Annotated in this window: 23 protein-coding genes and 1 pseudogene; 14 read left to right on the top strand and 10 right to left on the bottom strand. The window is 53.3% G+C overall.

What is annotated here, in order from left to right; all coding sequences use genetic code 11:
• Positions 1-21 precede the first annotated feature (21 nt).
• Entirely contained in the window at positions 22-687 is a 666-nt protein-coding gene (gene pspA / locus ACXKZD_RS09090; protein ID WP_010244588.1) for a phage shock protein PspA, read from the bottom strand.
• Between the two features lie 164 nt (positions 688-851).
• Here pspA and pspF point away from each other — a divergent pair, with 164 nt between their 5' ends.
• A complete protein-coding gene (gene pspF / locus ACXKZD_RS09085) occupies positions 852-1,853 on the top strand; it encodes a phage shock protein operon transcriptional activator (protein ID WP_010670227.1) in 1,002 nt (333 codons plus the stop codon).
• A 92-nt stretch (positions 1,854-1,945) separates the two neighbouring features.
• On the opposite strand, the gene ACXKZD_RS09080 is transcribed toward pspF, so the two are convergent.
• Positions 1,946-3,181 (bottom strand): MFS transporter, encoded by a 1,236-nt coding sequence (locus ACXKZD_RS09080; protein WP_488982019.1) that lies wholly within the window; start codon positions 3,179-3,181, stop codon positions 1,946-1,948.
• Positions 3,182-3,604: 423 nt separating this feature from the next.
• Between ACXKZD_RS09080 and ACXKZD_RS09075 the strand changes: the two genes are divergently transcribed.
• Genes ACXKZD_RS09075 through ACXKZD_RS09065 form a run of 3 tightly spaced genes read left to right on the top strand, consistent with a single transcriptional unit; the run spans position 3,605 to position 4,922 of the window.
• Positions 3,605-4,090, top strand: a complete 486-nt coding sequence (locus tag ACXKZD_RS09075) for an Hcp family type VI secretion system effector (RefSeq protein ID WP_033757795.1) — start codon at positions 3,605-3,607, stop codon at positions 4,088-4,090.
• 3 nt (positions 4,091-4,093) lie between these two features.
• Positions 4,094-4,510, top strand: a complete 417-nt coding sequence (locus tag ACXKZD_RS09070; protein ID WP_284672211.1) for a polymorphic toxin type 44 domain-containing protein — start codon at positions 4,094-4,096, stop codon at positions 4,508-4,510.
• Positions 4,488-4,922, top strand: a complete 435-nt coding sequence (locus tag ACXKZD_RS09065) for a hypothetical protein (RefSeq protein WP_488982018.1) — start codon at positions 4,488-4,490, stop codon at positions 4,920-4,922. The genes ACXKZD_RS09070 and ACXKZD_RS09065 overlap by 23 nt, the downstream gene beginning before the upstream one ends.
• On the opposite strand, the gene ACXKZD_RS09060 is transcribed toward ACXKZD_RS09065, so the two are convergent.
• Complete coding sequence (locus ACXKZD_RS09060) at positions 4,883-5,086, bottom strand: hypothetical protein (protein WP_488982017.1); 204 nt, start codon at positions 5,084-5,086, stop codon at positions 4,883-4,885. The genes ACXKZD_RS09065 and ACXKZD_RS09060 overlap by 40 nt on opposite strands.
• A 171-nt stretch (positions 5,087-5,257) precedes the next feature.
• On the opposite strand from ACXKZD_RS09060, the gene sapA reads away from it, so the two are divergent.
• The 4 genes from sapA to ACXKZD_RS09040 all read left to right on the top strand — a co-directional run bounded on the left by sapA (position 5,258) and on the right by ACXKZD_RS09040 (position 9,389).
• Positions 5,258-6,880 (top strand): ABC transporter substrate-binding protein SapA, encoded by a 1,623-nt coding sequence (sapA, locus tag ACXKZD_RS09055; RefSeq protein WP_064691354.1) that lies wholly within the window; start codon positions 5,258-5,260, stop codon positions 6,878-6,880.
• On the top strand, positions 6,881-7,846 hold the full coding sequence (sapB, locus tag ACXKZD_RS09050) for a putrescine export ABC transporter permease SapB (RefSeq protein WP_010244573.1): 966 nt from the start codon (positions 6,881-6,883) through the stop codon (positions 7,844-7,846).
• Between the two features lie 151 nt (positions 7,847-7,997).
• Entirely contained in the window at positions 7,998-8,204 is a 207-nt protein-coding gene (locus tag ACXKZD_RS09045) for a TraR/DksA C4-type zinc finger protein (protein WP_010244571.1), read from the top strand.
• Between the two features lie 294 nt (positions 8,205-8,498).
• Positions 8,499-9,389 (top strand): GNAT family protein, encoded by an 891-nt coding sequence (locus ACXKZD_RS09040; protein ID WP_488982016.1) that lies wholly within the window; start codon positions 8,499-8,501, stop codon positions 9,387-9,389.
• A gap of 205 nt (positions 9,390-9,594) precedes the next feature.
• Here ACXKZD_RS09040 and ACXKZD_RS09035 read toward each other — a convergent pair whose 3' ends face one another.
• Complete coding sequence (locus ACXKZD_RS09035; protein ID WP_488982015.1) at positions 9,595-10,005, bottom strand: helix-turn-helix domain-containing protein; 411 nt, start codon at positions 10,003-10,005, stop codon at positions 9,595-9,597.
• A 304-nt stretch (positions 10,006-10,309) separates the two neighbouring features.
• Entirely contained in the window at positions 10,310-10,465 is a 156-nt protein-coding gene (locus ACXKZD_RS09030) for a hypothetical protein (RefSeq protein WP_167429696.1), read from the bottom strand.
• A 123-nt stretch (positions 10,466-10,588) separates the two neighbouring features.
• Between ACXKZD_RS09030 and ACXKZD_RS09025 the strand changes: the two genes are divergently transcribed.
• Positions 10,589-10,792 (top strand): hypothetical protein, encoded by a 204-nt coding sequence (locus ACXKZD_RS09025; protein ID WP_010244562.1) that lies wholly within the window; start codon positions 10,589-10,591, stop codon positions 10,790-10,792.
• A gap of 68 nt (positions 10,793-10,860) precedes the next feature.
• Here ACXKZD_RS09025 and ACXKZD_RS09020 read toward each other — a convergent pair.
• A pseudogene (locus ACXKZD_RS09020) lies at positions 10,861-11,141 on the bottom strand (Arm DNA-binding domain-containing protein); the annotation flags it as partial.
• A 174-nt stretch (positions 11,142-11,315) separates the two neighbouring features.
• Between ACXKZD_RS09020 and sapC the strand changes: the two are divergent.
• The 5 genes from sapC to ACXKZD_RS08995 all read left to right on the top strand — a co-directional run bounded on the left by sapC (position 11,316) and on the right by ACXKZD_RS08995 (position 16,267).
• A complete protein-coding gene (gene sapC / locus ACXKZD_RS09015) occupies positions 11,316-12,206 on the top strand; it encodes a putrescine export ABC transporter permease SapC (RefSeq protein ID WP_010670235.1) in 891 nt (296 codons plus the stop codon).
• Complete coding sequence (gene sapD, locus ACXKZD_RS09010; protein WP_010244553.1) at positions 12,207-13,202, top strand: putrescine export ABC transporter ATP-binding protein SapD; 996 nt, start codon at positions 12,207-12,209, stop codon at positions 13,200-13,202.
• Between the two features lies 1 nt (position 13,203).
• Complete coding sequence (sapF, locus tag ACXKZD_RS09005; protein WP_010244550.1) at positions 13,204-14,007, top strand: putrescine export ABC transporter ATP-binding protein SapF; 804 nt, start codon at positions 13,204-13,206, stop codon at positions 14,005-14,007.
• 141 nt (positions 14,008-14,148) lie between these two features.
• Positions 14,149-14,937 carry an enoyl-ACP reductase FabI gene (gene fabI / locus ACXKZD_RS09000; protein WP_010244547.1) on the top strand — a complete coding sequence of 263 codons (789 nt, stop codon included), beginning with the start codon at positions 14,149-14,151 and terminating at the stop codon, positions 14,935-14,937.
• A 217-nt stretch (positions 14,938-15,154) separates the two neighbouring features.
• Positions 15,155-16,267, top strand: coding sequence for a CMD domain-containing protein (locus tag ACXKZD_RS08995; protein ID WP_488982014.1), 1,113 nt, complete (start codon positions 15,155-15,157; stop codon positions 16,265-16,267).
• A 6-nt stretch (positions 16,268-16,273) separates the two neighbouring features.
• On the opposite strand, the gene ACXKZD_RS08990 is transcribed toward ACXKZD_RS08995, so the two are convergent.
• The 4 genes from ACXKZD_RS08990 to ACXKZD_RS08975 form a co-directional block, all read right to left on the bottom strand.
• Positions 16,274-17,170 (bottom strand): LysR family transcriptional regulator, encoded by an 897-nt coding sequence (locus ACXKZD_RS08990; protein WP_488982078.1) that lies wholly within the window; start codon positions 17,168-17,170, stop codon positions 16,274-16,276.
• A 191-nt stretch (positions 17,171-17,361) separates the two neighbouring features.
• Entirely contained in the window at positions 17,362-18,093 is a 732-nt protein-coding gene (locus tag ACXKZD_RS08985; protein ID WP_488982013.1) for a YoaK family protein, read from the bottom strand.
• A 151-nt stretch (positions 18,094-18,244) separates the two neighbouring features.
• Positions 18,245-19,789, bottom strand: a complete 1,545-nt coding sequence (locus tag ACXKZD_RS08980) for a methyl-accepting chemotaxis protein (protein WP_187491455.1) — start codon at positions 19,787-19,789, stop codon at positions 18,245-18,247.
• Between the two features lie 186 nt (positions 19,790-19,975).
• Complete coding sequence (locus tag ACXKZD_RS08975; RefSeq protein ID WP_022625584.1) at positions 19,976-21,562, bottom strand: PTS transporter subunit EIIC; 1,587 nt, start codon at positions 21,560-21,562, stop codon at positions 19,976-19,978.
• Positions 21,563-21,800: the final 238 nt, after the last annotated feature.

The following is a 21,800-nucleotide window of genomic DNA, read 5'->3' as shown; positions in this document are numbered from 1 at the left end:
CACTTATCGCAACGTCGATGATTACTCACTGCGGTTCATTTTGGCTTTCAGCGCATTAAGCTGCTCGCTGATTTCATCGTCCGCTTTCAGGTCAGTAAACTCCTGGTTCAGCGTCTTTGGTTTACCAAAACCGTGGCTTTCTGCTTCCGCTTCCATATGGTCGATGCGACGTTCAAAAGATTCAAACCGTGCCATTGCTTCATCGATCTTACCGCTGTCCAGCTGACGACGAACATCGCGTGATGAAGAGGCCGCCTGATGACGCAGCGTCAACGCCTGCTGACGGGCGCGTGTCTCACTCAGTTTTTTCTCCAGCTCGCTGATTTCGCCTTTCATGCGCTCCAGCGTCTCTTCAACATGACCCACTTCCTGTTTCAGGGAGGCGATAAGATCGGTCAGTTTCTGTTTTTCAATCAGCGCCGAACGGGCCAGATCATCTTTATCTTTGCGCAGCGCCAGCTCCGCTTTTTCCTGCCACTCAGCCTGCTGAATCTCCGCCTGATCAATACGGCGTGACAACTGTTTCTTTTCAGCCAGTGCGCGTGCAGAGGTGGAGCGCACTTCAACTAAGGTGTCTTCCATTTCCTGAATCATCAGCCGGACCAGTTTCTGCGGATCTTCCGCACGCTCCAGCAGGGAATTAATGTTGGCATTAACGATGTCGGCGAAACGAGAAAAAATACCCATAATGATGTTCCTCTTTTAATGTTTTAAAACGTGAAGTCCTGCTGAGTTAATACAAAATGCGTGCCAATTTTATAATTTATTGATTTTTATCATATTTTAAATTTTACAGCCTTTCCCGCTTGTTTTAAGATAGTCAAAATGATTAAGGGGTGGCGAAATTCATCATGACAGGCACTAGCGATAATCTCCTGGGGGAGTCGAACAATTTTCTTGAGGTGCTGGAACAGGTTTCCAAACTGGCTCCCCTTGAAAAACCGGTACTGGTGATTGGCGAGCGTGGAACGGGCAAAGAGCTGATCGCCAGCCGACTGCACTATCTCTCTGACCGCTGGCAGGGGCCGTTTATCTCGCTGAACTGTGCCGCGCTGAATGAAAATCTGCTCGATTCTGAACTGTTTGGTCATGAGGCTGGCGCCTTTACCGGCGCGCAGAAGCGCCATCTTGGCCGTTTTGAACGTGCTGACGGCGGCACGCTGTTCCTGGATGAGCTGGCAACGGCACCGATGCTGGTTCAGGAAAAGCTGCTCAGGGTAATTGAATATGGACAGCTGGAGCGGGTCGGCGGCAATCACTCCCTGCAGGTAAATGTGCGACTGGTCTGTGCGACCAACGAAGACCTGCCCGCGCTGGCGGCGGCGGGAAAATTCCGCGCCGATTTGCTGGATCGTCTGGCCTTTGATGTGGTGCAGTTACCGCCACTGCGCGAACGACGCAGCGATATACTGGTGATGGCCGATCATTTCGCTATCCAGATGTGTCGCGAGCTCGGCCTGTTACTTTTTCCCGGCTTTACCCCACGGGCACAGCAGGCTCTGCTTGATTACCACTGGCCCGGCAACGTTCGCGAACTTAAAAATGTGGTGGAGCGCTCGGTCTATCGTCATAACAGCAGCGAGCAGCCGCTGGATAATGTGATTATCAACCCGTTTGCTTCACGCCCTGAACCAATTGCTGTCATCCGGACCAGTCAGGAGGCGGATAGCAGCGCGCTGCCTGCCCTGCCGCTGGATCTGCGTCAATGGCAGAATCAGCAGGAGCGGGATCTGGTGGAAGCCAGCCTGCAACAGGCACGTTATAACCAACGCCGTGCGGCTGGCTTATTAGGCGTCACCTATCATCAGTTGCGCGCAATGATGAAGAAGCACGATATAAAAGCAGAGAGTTAATTAACGCCACCCCAACCTATGATTTTTCTCTGCTTTGTGAATTAACAACCCGGTATAAACCGGGCTGTTTTTTACGTTGAGCCACCTATCCATTATGTGTTGTGCGACTTAGTCCCCATTTTTTCAGGTTGCCTGATGGCAGGAACCAGACCGACGCCAGCGGTAGCCATCACCACGGCCAGCGCTGACATCAGCAATACAGCACTCATACCAAAATGTGTTGCCAGCGGACCCGCGACCAGTTGTCCAAAGGGAATGGCGATAAAGGAACCCATCGCATCATAAGCGTACACGCGAGCCAGCTTATCCGGCGGGATATGAGTCTGTAATGAGTGCGCCCAGGTTACGCCGAACAGGCCCAATGACATGCCAGCAATGAAGAACCCTACTATCAGCAGTGCTGCTGACGCATTCTGGCTCAGCATAAATATTGGGAGTGCGTAAAGACCTGCCAGCATCGCGCCAATAAAGAGATCACGACGTGGATGCCATTTCATAGCCAGAAATGAACCTGCAATTAAACCCGCGCTATGGGCGGCCACAATAATTCCCCATCGCGCCCGTCCGAAAGAGGCGTCGGCAATCATCGGGCCAAGTACCACCACAATGCCATTAAAAGCGACGTTGATAATGGCGAACTGAAGGACTATCGACCAAATCCAGCTTCGTCCGGCGAACTCTGCCCAGCCTTCTTTGATATCGCGCAGGATATTGCCTTGCGAAGCCGCGGCTTTATTCGATTTCACACGGATCAGGAAATAGAGCGGCGCGGAAACGGCAAAACCCATCGCATCAATTGCCAGCCCCCAGCCCGGCCCGACAGCGCTGGTGATAATTCCCCCCAGCGATGCCCCCATTACCGTACCGCCATAAATCCCCAGCTGAATTAACGCGTTAGCCTGACGCAAATCCGTTGCAGGAACTACCTGCGGAACCAGCGCAGACGATGCAGGCAGTGCGATGCCTGCCGCCGCACCATTCAGGGCACCCAGCAAAGTCAGGCTAATGACAGTTGCTGAGCCATCCAGCACAGACCAGGCGACAATAGCCTGAGAAACAGCGGCAACCACTGCCGATGAAACTAATACCCGACTGCGTGAGTAGCGATCGGCGACAACACCGCCCACCAGCAGGAAAAGCACATTACACAGTGAACGGGACGCAACCACTATCCCTAAATCAGAAGCAGACCCGCCAATATCCAGTACCGCGAAAGCCAGCGCAATGGGTGCAATCCCATTGCCCAGCACGGTGAACAGGCGTCCAAAAAAGAGATAGCGAAAGGATGTATGCTGAAAAGCCTGAACTTTTTTTTGGAATTTATTCATTGCCAGGAAGTGGGTGACCAGAAGATGAGCTTATAGTACCTGCGTTTTTGTAAAAGTTAAGCGCGATATTACACTTTCCAGCATCAGATACATCGAATGCATGCGGATATAAACACAATCTATAATTCAAGGGATTACATGATTTACTCTTCTGGTTTGAATCTTAACCAAACTAATGATACCAATACCCGTTAATAGTTGAAGTGGCTTTTTAATCAGATTTACAGCAATTAATTGAATAATCCATTTCGCACTACATAACCATGGTGTGGAAAGACCCCAGCCATTACATATGAAATTATTAAATATTGATCTTTATCATTATGCCTTCGATTTTTTTAATATGCACTTGAGGTTTATGCGAAGCCAGCATTAACTATCCTCCAAAAGGAATATAACTTAACCCATTAAAGGATTTTTAATATGGCTATTCCAGCATATCTTTGGCTGAAAGATGATGGTGGTGCGAGCATCAATGGTTCAGTAGATGTTAAAGACCGAGAGGGAAGCATTGAAGTTACGGGTTTTTCTCATAACTTAAGACTGCCGACTGATTCTATGACAGGCAAGCCGACAGGGACAAGAAAACATGCACCCATCATCGTTCAAAAAGAATTCGATTCATCTTCTCCCTACCTTTATAAGGCAGTGGCAACTGGACAAACATTAAGGTCAGCCGAGTTCAGATGGTACAATATCAACTACGCAGGTCAGGAAGAAGAATACTTCAACATACTACTTGAAAATGTCAGAATTGTCGGTATTTCGCCCATTATGCATGACACTAAAGACCCTGAAAAAGAAAAACATAATCATCTTGAATGCGTTGAGTTTGCTTACGAGAAAATAACCTGGAAGCATTGTGATGGTAACATCATTTTTTCAGATAGCTGGAATGAAAAGGCATAAATCATGAGATATCCTGCCTTAGCGGCATCTCCATCTCCTCCTTATGATATTCTATCATTTACTCCAGCTGGAGTTTCGTTGATAAACAATATGATGGTTGCACGTTTTCACAGGGGACCCTCAGCCCTGACATATGTCTGGTTTTATAACCAGGTTAAAGGACATGGCCCATGGGATTATAAATTTCAACATGGGAACCAATATGAACATTTTGGTAATTTTCATTATGGTGCTGTGGGGCATGCCGCTGGAATAAAAGACGCTGTTCTTCTTCGCGCAGCCGGTTGGGCGCAAAACCGGGCAGGAACCCGCAGAGAGGAATTTGATGTCTGGTATGGCGCAGCGCCTTTTGGAGATGACCCTGACGATCAATACTGGATAAGAGCAGGGATAGATTATGCAAAACGTTCCGGTTTTTAAAAAGCGCACGCTGGTTCTGATGCTGATGCTGATGCTGATGACTATTGTCTTTGCAGGCTGGCGACTTTCGCAGATATCACCGCTTGAACAGTCGATCATCAGGAAAGTTAACGTCAGCAGCCGGATTAACCTTTACATCACCGAAGCCAGTGCGGGTGCCACAACTGCCTTCTCATACCGTTTTTATCTTTATGATGCATCCCGAAGCGATGAATCTTTTAAAGAAAGTCTGAACGACGACCTAAAGCCTTTCCTGATCACCTCAGATGGTGACGTCTTTCCTCGGGTTCGTGATAAGGCGATATATTTGACGATAAACGGCGAGATTTTCGCTTTCCACAATTTGCCTGGTATTCGCATCAACGAGGAGCCCTATTCCGTCCCGGTCTTCCTCACCGCTTCACCACTTTGATCCCCTTTGCTTGCAATCCCTTCCCCGTCCAGGCAGACATGCCACTCTGCAAAAGCCAAAAAAAAGCCCGCCAACAGGCGGGCAACGATACTGGAAGCAATGTGAGCAATGTCGTGCTCTTCTTCGGCAGAGCTACCGTCGAAGCGCATATGAATAATAATCATTCTTATTATCATCTGTAAACAAGTTATTGAGAATTTTTCTCATTACCACACCTTCTGTACGCTCTTTTTACCGCCGCGATGATGAAAATCAGTCTGGCAGCGGTTGCAGGTTTTGGGACAATGCCCGCTTTGCGATACACTCTGTTTAATGCCTCAAAATCGTTGAGTTCTATGTCAAAACTATTATGTTCGCTGTTGCTAAGTCTCAGCGTGTTGAGTGCCCCTGCGTGGTCAGCGCCTGCGGGTGATATCCGCCAGACCGGCTTCGTCTATTGCGTCAGCGGCACGCTGAACACCTTTAATCCGCAGATGGCCAGCAGCGGGCTGACTGTCGATACGCTGGCGGCACAACTCTATGACCGCCTGCTGGATGTCGATCCTTACACCTATCGTCTCAAGCCCGATCTGGCGTCCAGCTGGGAAGTGCGCGATAACGGCGCAACGTATCGCTTTCATCTGCGCAGCGGCGTGCAGTTTCAGCAGACGAATCAGTTCCGCCCCACCCGGGCGCTGAACGCCGACGATGTCGTGTTCAGCTTCGCCCGGATGTTTGACCGCAATCACCCCTGGCACAACGTCAACGGCGGCAACTACCCCTACTTTGACAGTCTGCAATTCTCCGACTCCGTGCAGAGCGTGAAGAAAATCGATAACAGGACGGTTGAGTTCAGGTTAAACAGCCCGGATGCGTCGTTCCTGTGGCACATGGCGACCCACTATGCACCAGTGCTGTCGAAAGAGTATGCCGACCAGCTTACCGCGCAGGGCCGGCAGGAAGAGATGGACAGACAACCGGTTGGCACCGGTCCTTATCAGCTCAGTGAATACCGTACCGGTCAGTACATCCGCCTGGCGCGCAATCCTCACTACTGGAAAGGGGTGCCGCGTCTGCAACAGGCGGTGATCGATCTCGGCTCGGGCGGCACCGGGCGGCTTTCCAAGCTTCTGACCGGTGAATGTGACGTGCTTGCCTATCCCGCGGCCAGCCAGCTCACCATCCTGCGCGATGACCCGCGCCTGCGGATGACGCTGCGTCCCGGCATGAACATCGCCTATCTGGCCTTTAATACCCGCAAGCCGCCGCTCGACCGCCCTGAGGTGCGTCACGCGCTGGCGCTGGCGATCAACAATGAGCGGTTGATGGAGTCAATCTATTACGGCACCGCCGAAACCGCCGCCTCGATATTACCTCGCGCCTCATGGGCTTATGATAATGATGCGCGCATCACCAGCTATGATCCGGAGAAGTCCCGTGCCGCACTGGCGGCTCTGGGCATCAGCGATCTGCATCTGCGGCTGGTGGTGCCTGCCGCGTCGCAGTCGTGGAATCCCAGCCCGCTGAAAACCGCCGAACTGTTGCAGGCGGATCTGGCGCAGGTCGGCGTCCGGCTGACCATAGTGCCGGTAGAGGGCCGTTTTCAGGAGGCGCAGCTGATGGCGATGAATCATGATCTGACACTGTCAGGCTGGGCCACCGACAGTAACGATCCCGACAGTTTCTTCCGGCCGCTGCTCAGTTGTGCAGCGATTCGCTCGCAGACCAATTACGCGCACTGGTGCTCGCCGGCCTTTGACGAAACGCTGCAGAATGCGCTGTTATCACAACAACTCTCTGGCCGCATCGACAGTTATGACAAAGCGCAGCAGATTCTGGCGCAGGAGTTGCCGGTGCTGCCACTGGCATCCTCTCTGCGACTGCAGGCGTTTCGTCATGATATTAAAGGGCTGGTCCTGAGTCCGTTTGGCAACGCCTCGTTTGCCGGGGTTTATCGTGAAAGCGATAAGGAAAAGTAAGTGATTATCTATATTTTGCGGCGCCTGCTGCTACTGATCATTACCCTGTTTCTGCTGTCGCTGGTGAGCTTCAGCCTGAGCTACTTTACGCCTGACGCCCCGCTGGAAGGCGCGGCGCTCTCGGACGCCTGGTGGTTCTGGTTTAAAGGGATGCTGCAGTTTGATTTCGGCGTCTCCAGCACCAACGGTCAGGAGATTGGCCTGCAACTGCGTGAGGTTTTCCCGGCCACCATGGAGTTGTGCATCCTGGCGTTTCTGTTCGCGCTGCTGGTCGGGATCCCGCTGGGGATCTGTGCCGGCGTGATGCGCAATAAATGGCAGGACAAAACCATCAGTGCGCTGGCGCTGATCGGCTTTTCTGCGCCAATTTTCTGGCTGGCGCTGCTGCTGACGCTGTTCTTCTCGCTGACGCTGGGCTGGCTGCCGGTGTCCGGTCGTCACGACCTGCTCTATCCGGTGCAGAGTGTCACGGGCTTTGCGCTGATTGATGCCTGGATGAGTCCTTCGCCCTGGCGACATGAGATGATAATCAGCGTCCTGAACCACCTGATTTTACCGGTGCTGGTGCTGGCGATGGCGCCGACGACGGAAGTGATCCGCCTGCTGCGCAACAGCACCAGCGACGTGATGGACAAAAATTATGTCAAAGCGGCGGCCACGCGGGGTCTTTCGCCGTTTACCGTGATCCGCCGCCACGTGCTGCATAATGCGCTGCCGCCGGTGATCCCGCGTCTGGGTCTGCAATTTTCCACCATGCTGACGCTGGCGATGATCACCGAGATGGTCTTTAACTGGCCGGGTCTGGGGCGCTGGCTGATCAACGCGATTCGCCAGCAGGATTACGCGGCGATCTCCGCTGGCGTGATGGTGATTGGCGGGCTGGTGATTCTGGTCAATGTGATTTCTGACGTGATTGGTGCGGCCATGAATCCGCTGAAACATAAGGAATGGTATGCGCTGCGCTAACGCTCAGGGCGCTAAGGCAAACATAGAATAAACATATGACTTTTGTCTTTCAGAAGTCGTGCTGCAAGCAGGCATTGATGTACACGAATATTGTTCCTGCAGAAACCGATTTAAGTTCGAAGCGTAAAAATTAATGAGGAGATGAACATTCATGGATGAAGTTGATCTGGCACAGGAGCGTGAAGAAGCGCATCTCGCTGCCTCTCTGGCAGCTCGTAAGGCCAAACTTAAAAGCCCAAACGGCTTATGCATCTGGTGTAAAGATGAGCCCGTAGTGGCTGAAACTGCTTTCTGTTCAAGCGAGTGTGATGAGGATTATCACAAGCATCGCCGGGAGCAGAGCCAGCGGATTGTTTGAAAGAGAATGAAGTCACCCGGTCAGGCTATTACGCGGGTGACTCAGATAAACTTGATATAAATGTCAGGCAGCCCTCACAAATATAAAGCAATAAAAACGACATCGCTTGATAGATTCTTGATATTTCCTTGTCTTTACGTTGATAAAATAAATGCATAATGCCCTGATTAAAATGTCACAGCAGAGACCATCTGTCCGGAGTTAGTGACAGGAAAAGATAGCATAGGGCGGCTGACATTCAGGAACCATCTTTTAACTCGATTTATCAGAGCGACTATCAGGTTTAACATTTATATGAGCCACTTCAAAAGAATGCTTTACGGCTGGGAAAAATCCGACGCTGGCATTTATGAGCACTGTTTTAACCGTTTTGGCGGGAGTGTTAATATGCATCCTGACGTGATCAGGTTTTTCTCATCTCGCACAGGTCATGAGGCAACGTATTTTCATAAAAAAAAGCAAGGTGGCTATATTGCCGCGTATGCCCTGCTGGATCACTCACGGATAGGTGTCGATCAATGGAAACAATTCCCGATATCCTATGATGAGATCATGGTGCCGGCGGCTAAAAATGCCTCGATGCTTTTCCCTGAAAAAACCAATAAAATGTCACATTTCAACAAGCACAACTTCATAAATTTTAACTTTTCTTTTGCCCGAAAAAATAAAGTATGCTTTGTAAAAGAGAGCTATTCAGTTAAAACAGAAAAAAATCGCCGCAACGAATACAACCAGTTCATACGGGCGGGTGGCCGCTGCTGTGATATGAATCAATTCAGCCCTGAAGAGCTGGCAGACTATTATATCTTCCTTTTTAAATCCCGTTTTTCTGACAACATAACCTGTTATTCCAGGGAGAACCTGATCACGCTTATCGTTGCCATGAAAAGGATGCTCTTCGGCTATATTCTTTTTGTAGGTAACGAGCCGTGCGCGATGGATCTGCTCTTCATGGCTGAGAGTGAACACATTATCTATTTTGATGTGCCAAACGGCGGCGTTAACCTGAAATATTCGGACCTTAGCCCGGGAAGTTTACTTATGTGGAAAAACATTGGTGCGGCACGGGACTACTGTAAGCAGACGGGCAAAGAGATGAGGCTTTCAATCGGTTCACTTGATAAAGAATGGACGTATAAGCTTCGCTGGGCGGATGCGCACTCCACGGGGAAAACAATTTTTTAATCTTTCTTAGGAATCAGGCTTATTTTCTGCAACAAAGCGGCTGAAAATTAGCAAAACACCGCGCGTTCCTGAATTGCCAGGCACCAATGAAGGGTGTTTAAAGATAAAACGTTTAATCTCAGGGCCGATTTTAATTTTTTATGCATCGCGGTCCTTCCCCGCCGTCCTGTAGATAATAATTTGCTGCGGATGCAATCAGGTAAACCTACGGCATTACGTAAGCTATTAACCTCTGCCTGAAAATGGTGTCATCGCTGGGGAAGCAGAGAGAGTTCTTATCTGATTTTTTTGCAGCATCAGTGATTCGCCAGATGCCGGGAGGCATACCAAAATGTCGTGAGAAGGCGCGCGTGAACGTTTGCTGTGAGTCGTAGTTGAACTGATCAGCTACCTCTGCAATAGTGGCTTCAGTAAACCTTAAACTTAGCGAGGCCGCCTGCATTCTGGTGTTATTAATATATTTCCCGAGGCTGACTCCGCAATGTTTTGTGAACATTCTGTTAAGGTGCCATTTTGAATATCCACTTTTTTTAGCCACTTTATCCAGGCTTATTTTTTCATCCGTATGATCATCAATCCATTCTGTTAATGCATTAAAGAAGTTTTTATCTGTCATGCCATCCCCCTTTTGCGTTTTTTGCAGTACCTTTTAAAGGTAACGCATTGCCGCACTAAATTTAATTATAAACTGATCGTTTACACGTTTCTTTTCTAAGATTTTTTTACTCTATTCTCGCCACTGATTTATCTCCTTTAGTAAAGAGTTCCCACTCAGGACGCGACTATCCCTCAAAGTCATCAATGAACAATCTGGAAATGATGAAGAATCTGTCAATATTGCACAAAAAGTGATCTCTGTTGAGGCGAACGTCTTAGGTGTTGGATTATCCGTCTTCCGTGGAAGATTTACGGTGTATTACTCATGCAGCATCATGAACGATTTCCTGTGCGGGTTCCGGCAGGGTTTCAGTAGTGAGCCATTCGCGTAGCGCGTCTGCACCTGAAACCGCCAGACGGGCATGCTTCCACAGCGGTCTGAACACCGGGACACCTGAAGCCAGTCGGTAATCGCGCATAATATCGGCATGAAGTAATCCACTGAGATGCCTGATATTTTCAGGATAGTCTAAAATTCTTTAAGTAGGCGTCAGCAACAAACCTCGCGGTAACGACGCGGTTTATCAGAAAGAGGACGAAAAATGAAATTCGCTGTAATTTTTGAAGATACCGGCGTTGAAGAGGAACATGAGTTTGACACCAAACCCGTGGCCGGAGATTTAGTGACGTTAACGCGCGATGGGATAGGTAAAGATTATATCGTGATCATTGAGCCGGATCCTGACCACACCCATGACGATGGGCCTGATGGACACCCGACAAAGGCCAGGGTCCGGCCAGCGTAGCCTCCGCTAAGATCTAATCCGCCGCCCAACAGGGCGGTTTTTATTGCCTGTTATCCGGAGGTGAATATAACTTTTTTCAGGCTGTTCAGGATGATATGCCGACGCGGATCATAACCCTTTGCAATCCAGAGCCGAAATTGCTGACGCCGTTTCCTTGCCTGTAACAGGGATATCGACGGATAATCCCCTGTAGACAGCTGACGGGCTAACCCTCCCAGCGATAACGGTAGAAAAATGTCACGCCGCCTCGAATGGAGAGCCTGACATTCAGTCCGGACGAGTTGAAGATAACCTCTGCTTTGTCGCGGCGCTTACCCAGCGCTTTCCTGAGCTTAGTGTCTGTCTGCAATGTGTACATCTTCTTTGCGTCTACGCAGAGGTGTACACAAAACACATAAATTACCGCTACTCAGAGTCAGCCATGATAAAGAAACATAAAGCATGTCCTCAGGATAATCCTCTGATATGAGTGACTTTTATAAAGAAACGTTGTCCGAACTCAAGCACAATAAAGTGAAAGCGTATGCCCTCCGATAATATCTACGCCGAAAAACGCCTGCCCAGCGCGTTTCGTCAGAGCTGGCACCATTTCTATGGCAACCCGATTTCGATGGTCGGGCTGTATGGCTTTGGCGCACTGCTGCTGCTCTGTCTGTTTGGCGGGCTGATAGCGCCATACGATATCGATCAGCAGTTCCTGGGTTATCAGTTGCTGCCGCCGTCCTGGTCACACTACGGCGATGTCTCCTTCTTTCTCGGCACCGACGATTTGGGTCGGGATGTGCTGAGCCGCCTGCTGAGCGGTGCGGGCCCGACGGTGGGTTCGGCGATTCTGGTGACGCTGTTCGCCACGCTCGGCGCGCTGGTGCTGGGCGTACTGGCGGGCATGACGCATGGCATACGCTCGGCGGTGATGAACCACGTACTGGATACCCTGCTCTCTATTCCGTCGCTGTTACTGGCGATTATCGTGGTGGCGTTTCTCGGACCGCGACTCGAGCATGCACTGCTGGCAGTCTGGCTGGCGCTGATTCCACGTCTGGTGCGCGAGATTTATAGTGCCGTGCATGATGAGCTGGAAAAAGAGTATGTGGTGGCGGCACGTCTGGACGGTGCCAGAGGCCGCAACATCCTGCGCTACGCCATTTTGCCTAACATTTTACCGTTGCTGATCACCGAAATTACCCGCGCGCTGTCGATGGCGATTCTGGATATAGCCGCACTCGGGTTTCTCGACCTGGGCGCGCAGCTGCCTTCGCCCGAATGGGGAGCGATGCTGGGTGATTCGCTGGAGCTGATCTACGTCGCCCCCTGGACCGTTATGCTGCCGGGTGTGGCACTGATGGTCAGCGTATTAATTGTTAACCTGCTCGGTGACGGCATCCGTCGCGCCGTCGAAGCGGGAGTGGAATAAATGCCGTTACTCGATATCCGTAATCTGACCATTGAATTTATGACCGCTGACGGACCGGTCAAAGCGGTCGATCGCGTCAATCTGACGCTGGGCGAAGGTGAAATCCGTGGCCTGGTCGGTGAGTCCGGCTCCGGTAAGAGTCTGGTTGCCAAGGCGATCTGCGGCGTAACTAACGATAACTGGCGTGTCACCGCCGATCGCATGGTGTTTGATGATGTTGACCTGCTGCGCCTGTCGTCGCGCGAGCGCCGCCGCATTATCGGGCATAATGTCTCGATGATTTTTCAGGAGCCGCAATCCTGCCTGGATCCCTCCGAAAGCATCGGTCGTCAGCTGATGCAGGTGATCCCGCGCTGGACGTATAAAGGTCCGTGGCTGAAACGCTTCTGGTTCTGGCGCAAAACCCGCGCCATCGAACTGCTGCATCGCGTCGGCATTAAAGATCACAAAGATATTATGCGCAGCTTCCCCTATGAGCTGACCGAAGGCGAATGCCAGAAAGTAATGATCGCGATTGCGCTGGCTAATCAGCCGCGTCTGCTGATTGCCGATGAGCCGACGAATGCCATGGAACCCACTACGCAGGCGCAGATTTTCCGCCTGCTGAGCCGTCTGAACCAGAATAACAACACCACCATTCTGTTGATCAGTCATGACCTGCGCACCATGAGCCAGTGGGCGGACCGTATCAACGTGATGTACTGTGGTCAGACGGTAGAAACCGCCCAGAGCGAAGATTTAATGAGTACGCCGCACCATCCTTATACTCAGGCGCTGATTCGGGCGATGCCCGATTTTGGACGATCCCTGCCGCACAAAAGCCGTCTCAATACTTTGTCAGGAGCGATCCCGTCGCTGGAGAGCCTGCCGATTGGTTGTCGTCTGGGGCCACGTTGCCCTTATGCGCAGCGCAAATGTATTGAAACACCACGGCTAACCGGCAGCAAAACGCATCTTTATGCCTGTCATTTCCCGCTGAATATGGAGGGCCAGTAGCATGGAGACCCTTCTGGAAGTGCGCAACCTGAGTAAAACCTTTCGCTATCGCACGGGCCTGTTCCGCCGTCAGCACGTTGAGGCGGTGAAGTCGGTCAGTTTTACCCTACGCGAGAGGCAGACGCTGGCGATAATCGGCGAAAACGGCTCCGGCAAGTCCACGCTGGCGAAGATGCTCAGCGGCATGGTCGCCCCTACCGAAGGTGAGATTCTGATAGACGATCATCCGCTGACATTCGGCGATTATGGCTATCGCAGTCAGCGCATCCGCATGATTTTCCAGGATCCCTCAACCTCCCTGAATCCGCGTCAGCGTATCAGCCAGATTCTGGAGTTCCCGCTGCGGCTCAATACCGATCTCAGCGCGGAGGATCGAGAGAAACGCATTATCGCTACCCTGCGTCAGGTGGGATTACTGCGCGATCACGCCGGCTATTATCCGCACATGCTGGCACCCGGTCAGAAGCAGCGTCTGGGGCTGGCCCGCGCGTTGATTTTGCAACCCAAAGTGATTGTGGCCGATGAAGCGCTGGCCTCGCTGGATATGACGATGCGTTCCCAACTGGTGAATCTGATGCTGGAACTGCAGGAGAAGCATGGGATCGCTTACATTTATGTTACCCAGCATCTGGGGATGATGAAGCACATCAGTGACAAGGTGCTGGTGATGCATCAGGGCGAAGTGGTCGAGCGCGGCGGCACCGCTGACGTACTGGCCTCCCCGCTGCACGATCTGACCCGACGACTGATCAGCAGCCACTTTGGCGAAGCATTGAGTGCCGAAGCCTGGCGGCGCGAGCGTTGATTTTTGCTGCATATCGCGGAAATTGCGGGCCGATTTACCTGATTTATGAGAGACGTGCTAGAATCCGCACGTCGATTAACGTCGGTCGCTCACTTTTTAACCATGCGGCCGCCAACTACAATGACCATAAGGATTACAGCTATGGGTTTTCTTTCCGGTAAGCGCATTCTGATTACTGGCGTTGCCAGTAAACTTTCCATCGCCTACGGTATTGCACAGGCGATGCACAAACAGGGCGCAGAACTGGCTTTCACCTACCAGAACGACAAATTAAAAGGTCGTGTGGAAGAGTTTGCCAAAGATTTGGGTTCAGACATCGTGCTGCCATGTGACGTAGCCGAAGATGAGAGCATCAAATCTCTGTTCACTGAACTGGCAAAAACCTGGCCGAAATTTGACGGTTTCGTTCACTCTATCGGTTTCGCCCCTGGCGAGCAGCTGGTTGGCGACTACGTGAACGCCGTTACCCGCGAAGGCTTTAAAATCGCGCATGACATCAGTGCTTACAGCTTCGTCGCGATGGCCAAAGAGTGCCGCGAGATGCTGAATCCACACTCTGCGCTGCTGACCCTCTCTTACCTGGGTGCTGAGCGCGCGATCCCGAACTACAACGTGATGGGTCTGGCGAAAGCGTCGCTGGAAGCCAACGTGCGCTACATGGCAAACGCCATGGGCCCGGAAGGCGTGCGTGTTAACGCCGTTTCTGCCGGTCCAATCCGCACCCTGGCAGCATCAGGCATCAAAGATTTCCGTAAGATGCTGGCACACTGCGAAGCGGTCACCCCGATTCGCCGTACCGTTACCATCGAAGATGTCGGCAACTCAGCAGCATTCCTCTGCTCTGACCTGGCTGGCGGCATCACCGGTGAAGTGGTACACGTTGATGGCGGCTTCAGCATCGCCGCAATGAACGAACTGGAACTGAAATAAGTTCTGCAAGGGCGAGCCTGGCTCGCCCTTCTCTTTGCTCCCGCCTCGCCCTTCCTGCCTGATTTCGCTGCCGTTATACCGTAACGCTATTAATTATCACCGATCAATCTTTTGCCCCGGACTGGCCATCAGCGACGATAAGCCTGCCCTTCGGTTTATGCACATTTTCAGATTCTGCCGCCTGCATACCGAACCCGAATTTGCAAAAGGATTGATCATGGAACAACGCCGCTATCCGGGCCATAACCACTGGTTTTACGAGAGCCAGACCAGTCCACGTACCTCACAGGCCGCACCGCTGGTGCCAGAGGCCGCCCATATCGATGACCGTTTTTTGCTGGGTTGTTACACCGATGACAACGTGGTGCAGTCACTGCTGCGCACTAATCAGCCCGCCCTGCTGGCGGCGCGCGATCTGGCACAGCTGCTGTTCCCCGACCGTGTCGTCACCACGCTTACGCACACCTTAACGCTTTACGATCGCCTCAGCACGGCGCTGACGGTGGCGCAGGTGGCGGGTGTACAGCGGCTGTGTAATCACTACTCTGCCCGCCTCAATCCGTTGCCCGGGCCCGACTCCTCACGTGAAAGTAATAATCGCCTCACCCAGATTACGCAGTATGCACGCCAGCTGGCGATGCAGCCTGAGCTGATCAGCGCCAGCGCAATCACTGCCCTGGATGCAGTCGGCCTGACAGAGCCCGATATTGTGACGCTGAATCAGGTGATCGGCTTTGTCAGTTATCAGGCGCGGGTGGTCGCCGGTTTACAGGCGCTGCAGGCCCAGCCGGTACGCTGGCTGCCCGGCAGCACTGCACCACCGGATGCTGAGGCCGCAGGTTTTGATCAGCCTGCCCGCTGGCAGCCCGTGCTGAAACCGCTGGAGTTGCGGTATGCCAGTGCTGAGCAGCTCGCTGCCATTACCCGCTGTCAATCGCTGCCGGGAATGCAGGACGCGGTATGGCTGCTGGCACACGATCCCTCAGTGCTCTATGGCTGGGCGCAACTGCGTCAGCATCTCACTCAGGACAATACTCTGGCAGAAGCGACGGCCGCCCGTATTCTGGGCAGTCGCTGGGCGTTCCGGCTGCTGGCCGGAAATGAGATCTTAATTGAGGGCGTGGATGACGCGGCGGCAAAAGAGGAAGAGCAGCAGATTATTGCGCTGGCGGCGCAGCTGACCCGTTCGCCAGAGCGTTTCAGCGCGGCCCATCTGCAGCCGCTAATGGAGGCGGGCTGGGAAGCTGATGCGCTGTTCGCGCTGATACAGAGCGTGGCGATAGGCAACTGGAACAGCCGCCTGTTTTATGCGCTGGGCGAGGCGCAGTAACTGGAATTACACCGGCAGCAGGCCCCGTGCTTCATCGAAAAAGTGCTGCGCCAGCGGTGTGGCTCGGCCCGGTTCGGCAATTACCAGCGCCGCCTGGCGCGCCATCGGCGGCAGCGTAATAGCGCGCTGCTGCAGCCCCTGTAATGAAGCGGATAGGAGATGACCGACCGGCGACACCAGCAGCCCGAGACCGACCTGCGTGCATTGCATCAGTTGCATGACAGAGGCGCTCTCGACGATCACCCGGGGTACCAGCGCCGCCTCGCGAAAAGCCATATCAAGATAACGCCGGAAATAACGCGTCGGCTCCGCCAGGCAGAGCGGCTGTTGTGCCACTTCATCAAGCGTCAGCGCGGTTTCCCCCACCAGCTCAGGGAAATGGTCGGGATGGAATATGGCTTCAACGCCCCGATCTGCCAGCATCTCGGTCTGAAAATGGAGTTCACGCAGGGTTGCCATCTCGAAAAAACCGATCCCGACATCCACGGTGTGGCTGTTGAGCGCTTCCAGCAACTGGTCAGCACTGAGTACCGCAATGCGATAGTCGAGCTGAGGATAACGCGCCTGCACCGCTTTCAGCAGCAGCGGCAGTGCCATGCTGCACTGCGGCACCACGCCAACCCGCAGCGTACCGTTTACCCCATGCTTCAGCGATTCCACTTCCAGCTTCAGCCCCTGATAGACCGAAACAATTTCCCGCGCCCACGCCAGCACACGGTCGCCCTCTGGGGTAAATCCGGCAAAGTTATTGCTGCGGTTAATCAGCGGCAGGCCCAGCTCGCGCTCAAGGTTTTTCAGGCGCATAGAGAGGGTTGGCTGCGTAACAAAACTGGCTTCCGCGGCCCGCCCGAAATGGCGTTCACGTTCCAGGTTACACAAGTAAATGAGTTGTTTAATGTCGATGTTAATTATCCATCAGCAGGTTGAAGGCTGTTCGCATTACTGTCTCGTTCGCAGGATCAACCAGAGTATAAGGCTGAATGTTACCCCGCGCAGGCTCGGATGTTTTAACCGCACGGTTCATTTGCACAGGCGGATCGATGAAATCAACACTACGCGCCGCCCTGGTTTACGCATCAGTGAGGGTAGCGCACTTAAATCATCGCGCCCTGTTGTTTTGCTGGCTTAGTAAAGATGGCATTCAGCGCCAGACAGATTAACCCGAACCCTACTGGCAGCAGGAAATCGTAGCTAAGCAGCCGGTAAAGCCCGATTCCGGCTATCCCTCCTGCAAGGAAAGAAAGCAGGGTCAGACAGTGCAGTCGCAGCCGGCTCAGATAGAGCGGCGCATCTTTCGGTGACGCTGTGCGCCGCAGCACCTCAAACAGCATTGCCAGCTCAATCCCGATATCGGTCGCCGTGCCGGAGATATGGGTAGTGCGAACGCGGGCATTGGAGATCCGCGTCACCACCGCATTCTGCAGCCCCATTAAAAAGCTCAGGCTCATGATTAACACTACACCGGGCGACTGCGGCGGAAAGTGATTTTCAATCACCCCCAGTGCAATCAGCGCGCCGCCCTCAATCAGGATGACAAAGGCATAGATAGTGCGGATATTTCTGCGGTGCCCGGCATTAATGATCAGCGTTGAAAACATGGAACCCGCAATAAACAGAAGCACGATCGACAGAAAAAACAGGCCAGGCCCCAGATTCGCTTTTGCCAGGTGATCGGACAGCAGCGAGACATTCCCGGTCATGTTGGCTGAAAAAAAACCGACGATCTCAAAGGCTGCGGTATTCAGTGCGCCTGCGGCAGCGGCAAGCGTGCAGGCCAGTCGGGTATCCGCGCTGTTGCTGCGGGCACTTTCCGTGCTGATTAGCATGACCACCCCATATTTACTGGAAAGCCTTATAATCCGCCGATTAGCCCTGCGCCACAAGGCACTGAATCAAACTCTCCCTTCTCTGTCGGGCATTACTCAGCATCGGGGCTCCGGACTCCGCGCTGCATAAACTCAGCGCGGAGAGCCCTGATTAACTGTTTGCCAGACGGAAGGTGGAGACCGACTGCGTCAGATACTGCACCTGCTCTTCCAGCGAGGCAGATGCCGCGGCAGACTCCTGCACCAGCGCCGAGTTCTGCTGTGTGACGCTGTCCATCTCGGTAACCGCCTGCTCAATCTGACCGATACCGCGACTCTGTTCATCAGAAGCGGTTGAGATGTGCTCCATCAGCAGATTCACGCGGCTGACAGAGGAGATAATGGCGCTCATCGCCTCACCGGTCCGGCTGACCTGATCGGAACCGGCGTGGATGATCGAAACAGATTCCGCAATCAGCCCCTCAATCTCTTTGGCTGCGGTAGCGCTGCGCTGGGCCAGATTACGGACTTCCCCTGCCACCACCGCAAAACCGCGACCCTGTTCACCCGCCCTGGCGGCTTCGACTGCCGCGTTCAGCGCCAGAATATTGGTCTGGAAGGCGATGCTGTCGATCACGGTGGTGATCTCCTCGATCTTCTTCGAGCTGGCATTAATCAGCGCCATCGATGTCACCACTTCCTGCGAGACCTTTTCGCCGCTTTCCGCGTTTTTCACCGCTTCACTGGTCAGGCGGCAGGCTTCAAAGACGTTTTCAGTGTTCTGTTTCACCGTTGCGCCCAGCTGCTCCATGCTGGCAGCGGTTTCCGTCAGCGCGGCGGCCTGCTGTTCGGTTCGCGAGGCGAGATCGATGTTGCCCGCCGCAATCTCCTGAGAGGCGGTGGAGACTGAGCGGGTTGAATCGCGCACCTGGAGAATAATGGCGGTCAGCGCGCTGCGCATCTGCTCCAGCGAGCCCATCAGCAACTGAATTTCACTGCGCGAACCGGCTTTGGCCGGCACCGTGGTATCCAGGACGCCCGCCGCAATCAGCTTGCAGTGTTCCTGCGCATCATTGATCGGCGAAAGCACATAGCGCTTCATGAAGATGTAAATGGCGACGATGATGGCGAAAAACAGCACCCCAAACAGCCCCAGCAGGGTAATGCCGGAGGTAAAGTGACTCTGTGCATCGCTGTTAAGCTTTTTGGCATAGGTTTCATGCTGCGCCAGCACCCGGTCCAGAATGATTTCATACTGACGATCAAGGCGAACCACGGTGGCGATCTGATTTTTAAAGCGCACCTGATCGTGTGCCTCTGCCGCCTCAATCAACGGCTGTAAACCCTGCTGACGATAGGCCTGATAAGCCTGACTATAGGCGTCGGCTTCCGCCTCTTCGCCCGGCAGACGCGGCGCATTCATATAGGCCTGAAATGCAGCATCCGCTTTGCTGGCCACGGTCCGAACGCTGTCCAGCGTGGCGGGATTATTTGCGTCACTGCCCTCAATCTCCTTCATGTACTCCATCAGACGCACACGCAGTGTGCGGCTGTGGTTGATGGGGTCAATCACCGAGAGCACCACACGGATCTCTTTGTTAACCGCATTCAGCGAGTGATTGCTCTGGATCAGCAGCCAGGTACTGATTGCCACGCTGGTAAGAAACAGCGCCAGCAGGAAGGAGAAGATAATCAGGGAGGATTTTTTTAACGACATCGCGGTGTTCCGAAAAGTAAGAGGATTAGTCGCTATATCGGCAGAAAGGTACGGCCCATTAGGGCTGGGCTTTTTTTAGTTACAATAAGCGGGACGGCAGCGGGCGGAGCGCTCCGGGGAACAGGGGCTAACCGCCCACGGGCATCGGGCGGTTAGCGTCGTCACTAAGAGTGAAACAGGCTGCCGTTAAGCGACGCCCAGCGCCATTTTTACCTCGTTGGCGATCTTCTCGACCTGCGGGCCGTAGATCACCTGAATGTCGTGCTCACTGACGCGATTGACCCCATTGGCACCGGTGCTCATCAGCGTCTGATCGACCACCTGATTCATCTCCCTGACCCGCACGCGCAGCCGGGTAAAGCAGCAATCGACATCCTCGATATTGGCCTGCCCGCCCAGCCCGCTGATAATTACCTGAGTCCGTTCATCCGCGGCGACCTGTTGCGGTTTCTCATCCTCCGATTCACGGCCCGGCGTTTCAACATTCATCCGGGTGATCACCAGCCGGAAAGCGTAGTAGTAGATTGGCGCATAGATCACGCCCAGCGCCAGCGTCCACCACCAGTGGGTTTTTGCCCCGCCCAGCATGCCGAACACCACCAGGTCGATAACACCGCCCTGCACGTTGCCAATCATCAGATGCAGCATCGACATCAGCATAAACGACAGGCCGGTCAGGAAAGCGTGCAGCAGATAGAGCACCGGAGAGACAAAGATAAAGCAGAACTCCAGCGGTTCGGTGATGCCGGTGGTGAAGGAGGTCAGCGCCCCCGCCATGACCAGTGCTTTGACCCGCTGTTTATGCTCGGGTCGGGCGGTGTGATAGATCGCCAGCGCCGCGGCGGGCAGGCCGAACATCATCACCGGAATCTTGCCCTGCGCCAGAAACTGCGTGGCCGTGCGCAGCGTCTCATCGGGAATGGATCCCGGATGAGTCAGCGACGCGTTGAAGATGTTCAGTGCGCCAACAACGGTCTGACCATCGACCACCGCCATGCCGCCAATAGGCGTGAAACGCACGGTTTCGTTAAGGATGTGATGCAGGCCGGTGGGGATCAGGATGCGCTCAAAGGCCCCCAGCAGAAAAGCGCCATACTGCCCGCTTTTGCCAATCATCTGTCCAATCCAGGCGATACCGTCACCAATGGTCGGCCAGATCAGCGCCAGCAAGACCCCAATCAGTGGCAGACAGACCACGGTCACAATCGGCACAAAACGCCGTCCGCCAAAGAAGCTGATCGCGGTAGGTAATTGCTGGGTATAAAAGCGATTGTGCAGCGCCACCGTTACCAGTCCGGCAATCACCCCGCCCAGTACGCTCATGTTGTAGGTAAAGACGCCCAGCATGTTGATATATTCCGCCGAGGTCATCATGGCGGAGGTCTGATCCATCCCCGCCTGCTGCAGGGCTGCAGGTGTGGTGGTGGCTGCGGTGATCCCCTTGGCCGCCAGCGTCGCGCTGATACCAACGTTCATCACGATATAGCCAATCACCGCGGCAAAGGCGGCGGTAGGTTTTTCCGCTTTCGCCAGTCCGATGGCACTCGCTACCGCAAAGAAGACCGGCAGATTAGCGAATAGCGCTCCGGCAACCTTGCGAATAAAGCCGATTATTAACTGCGGCACCTGCATCTGCGCAAAGGCATCGCCGGTGACCGCCGGGTTCTGCATGGCCGCCGCCAGCCCAAGGAAGATACCTGCGGCAGCGATGACGGAGATTGGCATCATCAACGCTTTGCCAAATGCATGAATCTGGCTGGTCAGCTGTTTCATGGAGTCGTGCCCTCTCTGATTGTGAACAGCAAGTATTAGCCTGTTGTCGGAAGAACTCCCGTTATCAGCAGGTTAAAGGCGGGTAAAATCTGACCAGCATCACATTTCTGGCTTATGCACGATAAACGCCAGCTATCGCACCATTAAGTCAATCAATTAGACAAGGTATGAGGATAGCTGCAGACTTCCTTTCACCATCAGGATATAACCTGATAACAAACACCAAACAATAATTCCT

The organism is Pantoea sp. ABR1s, assembly GCF_057812235.1.
This window is presented reverse-complemented; position numbering and strand designations above follow the sequence as displayed.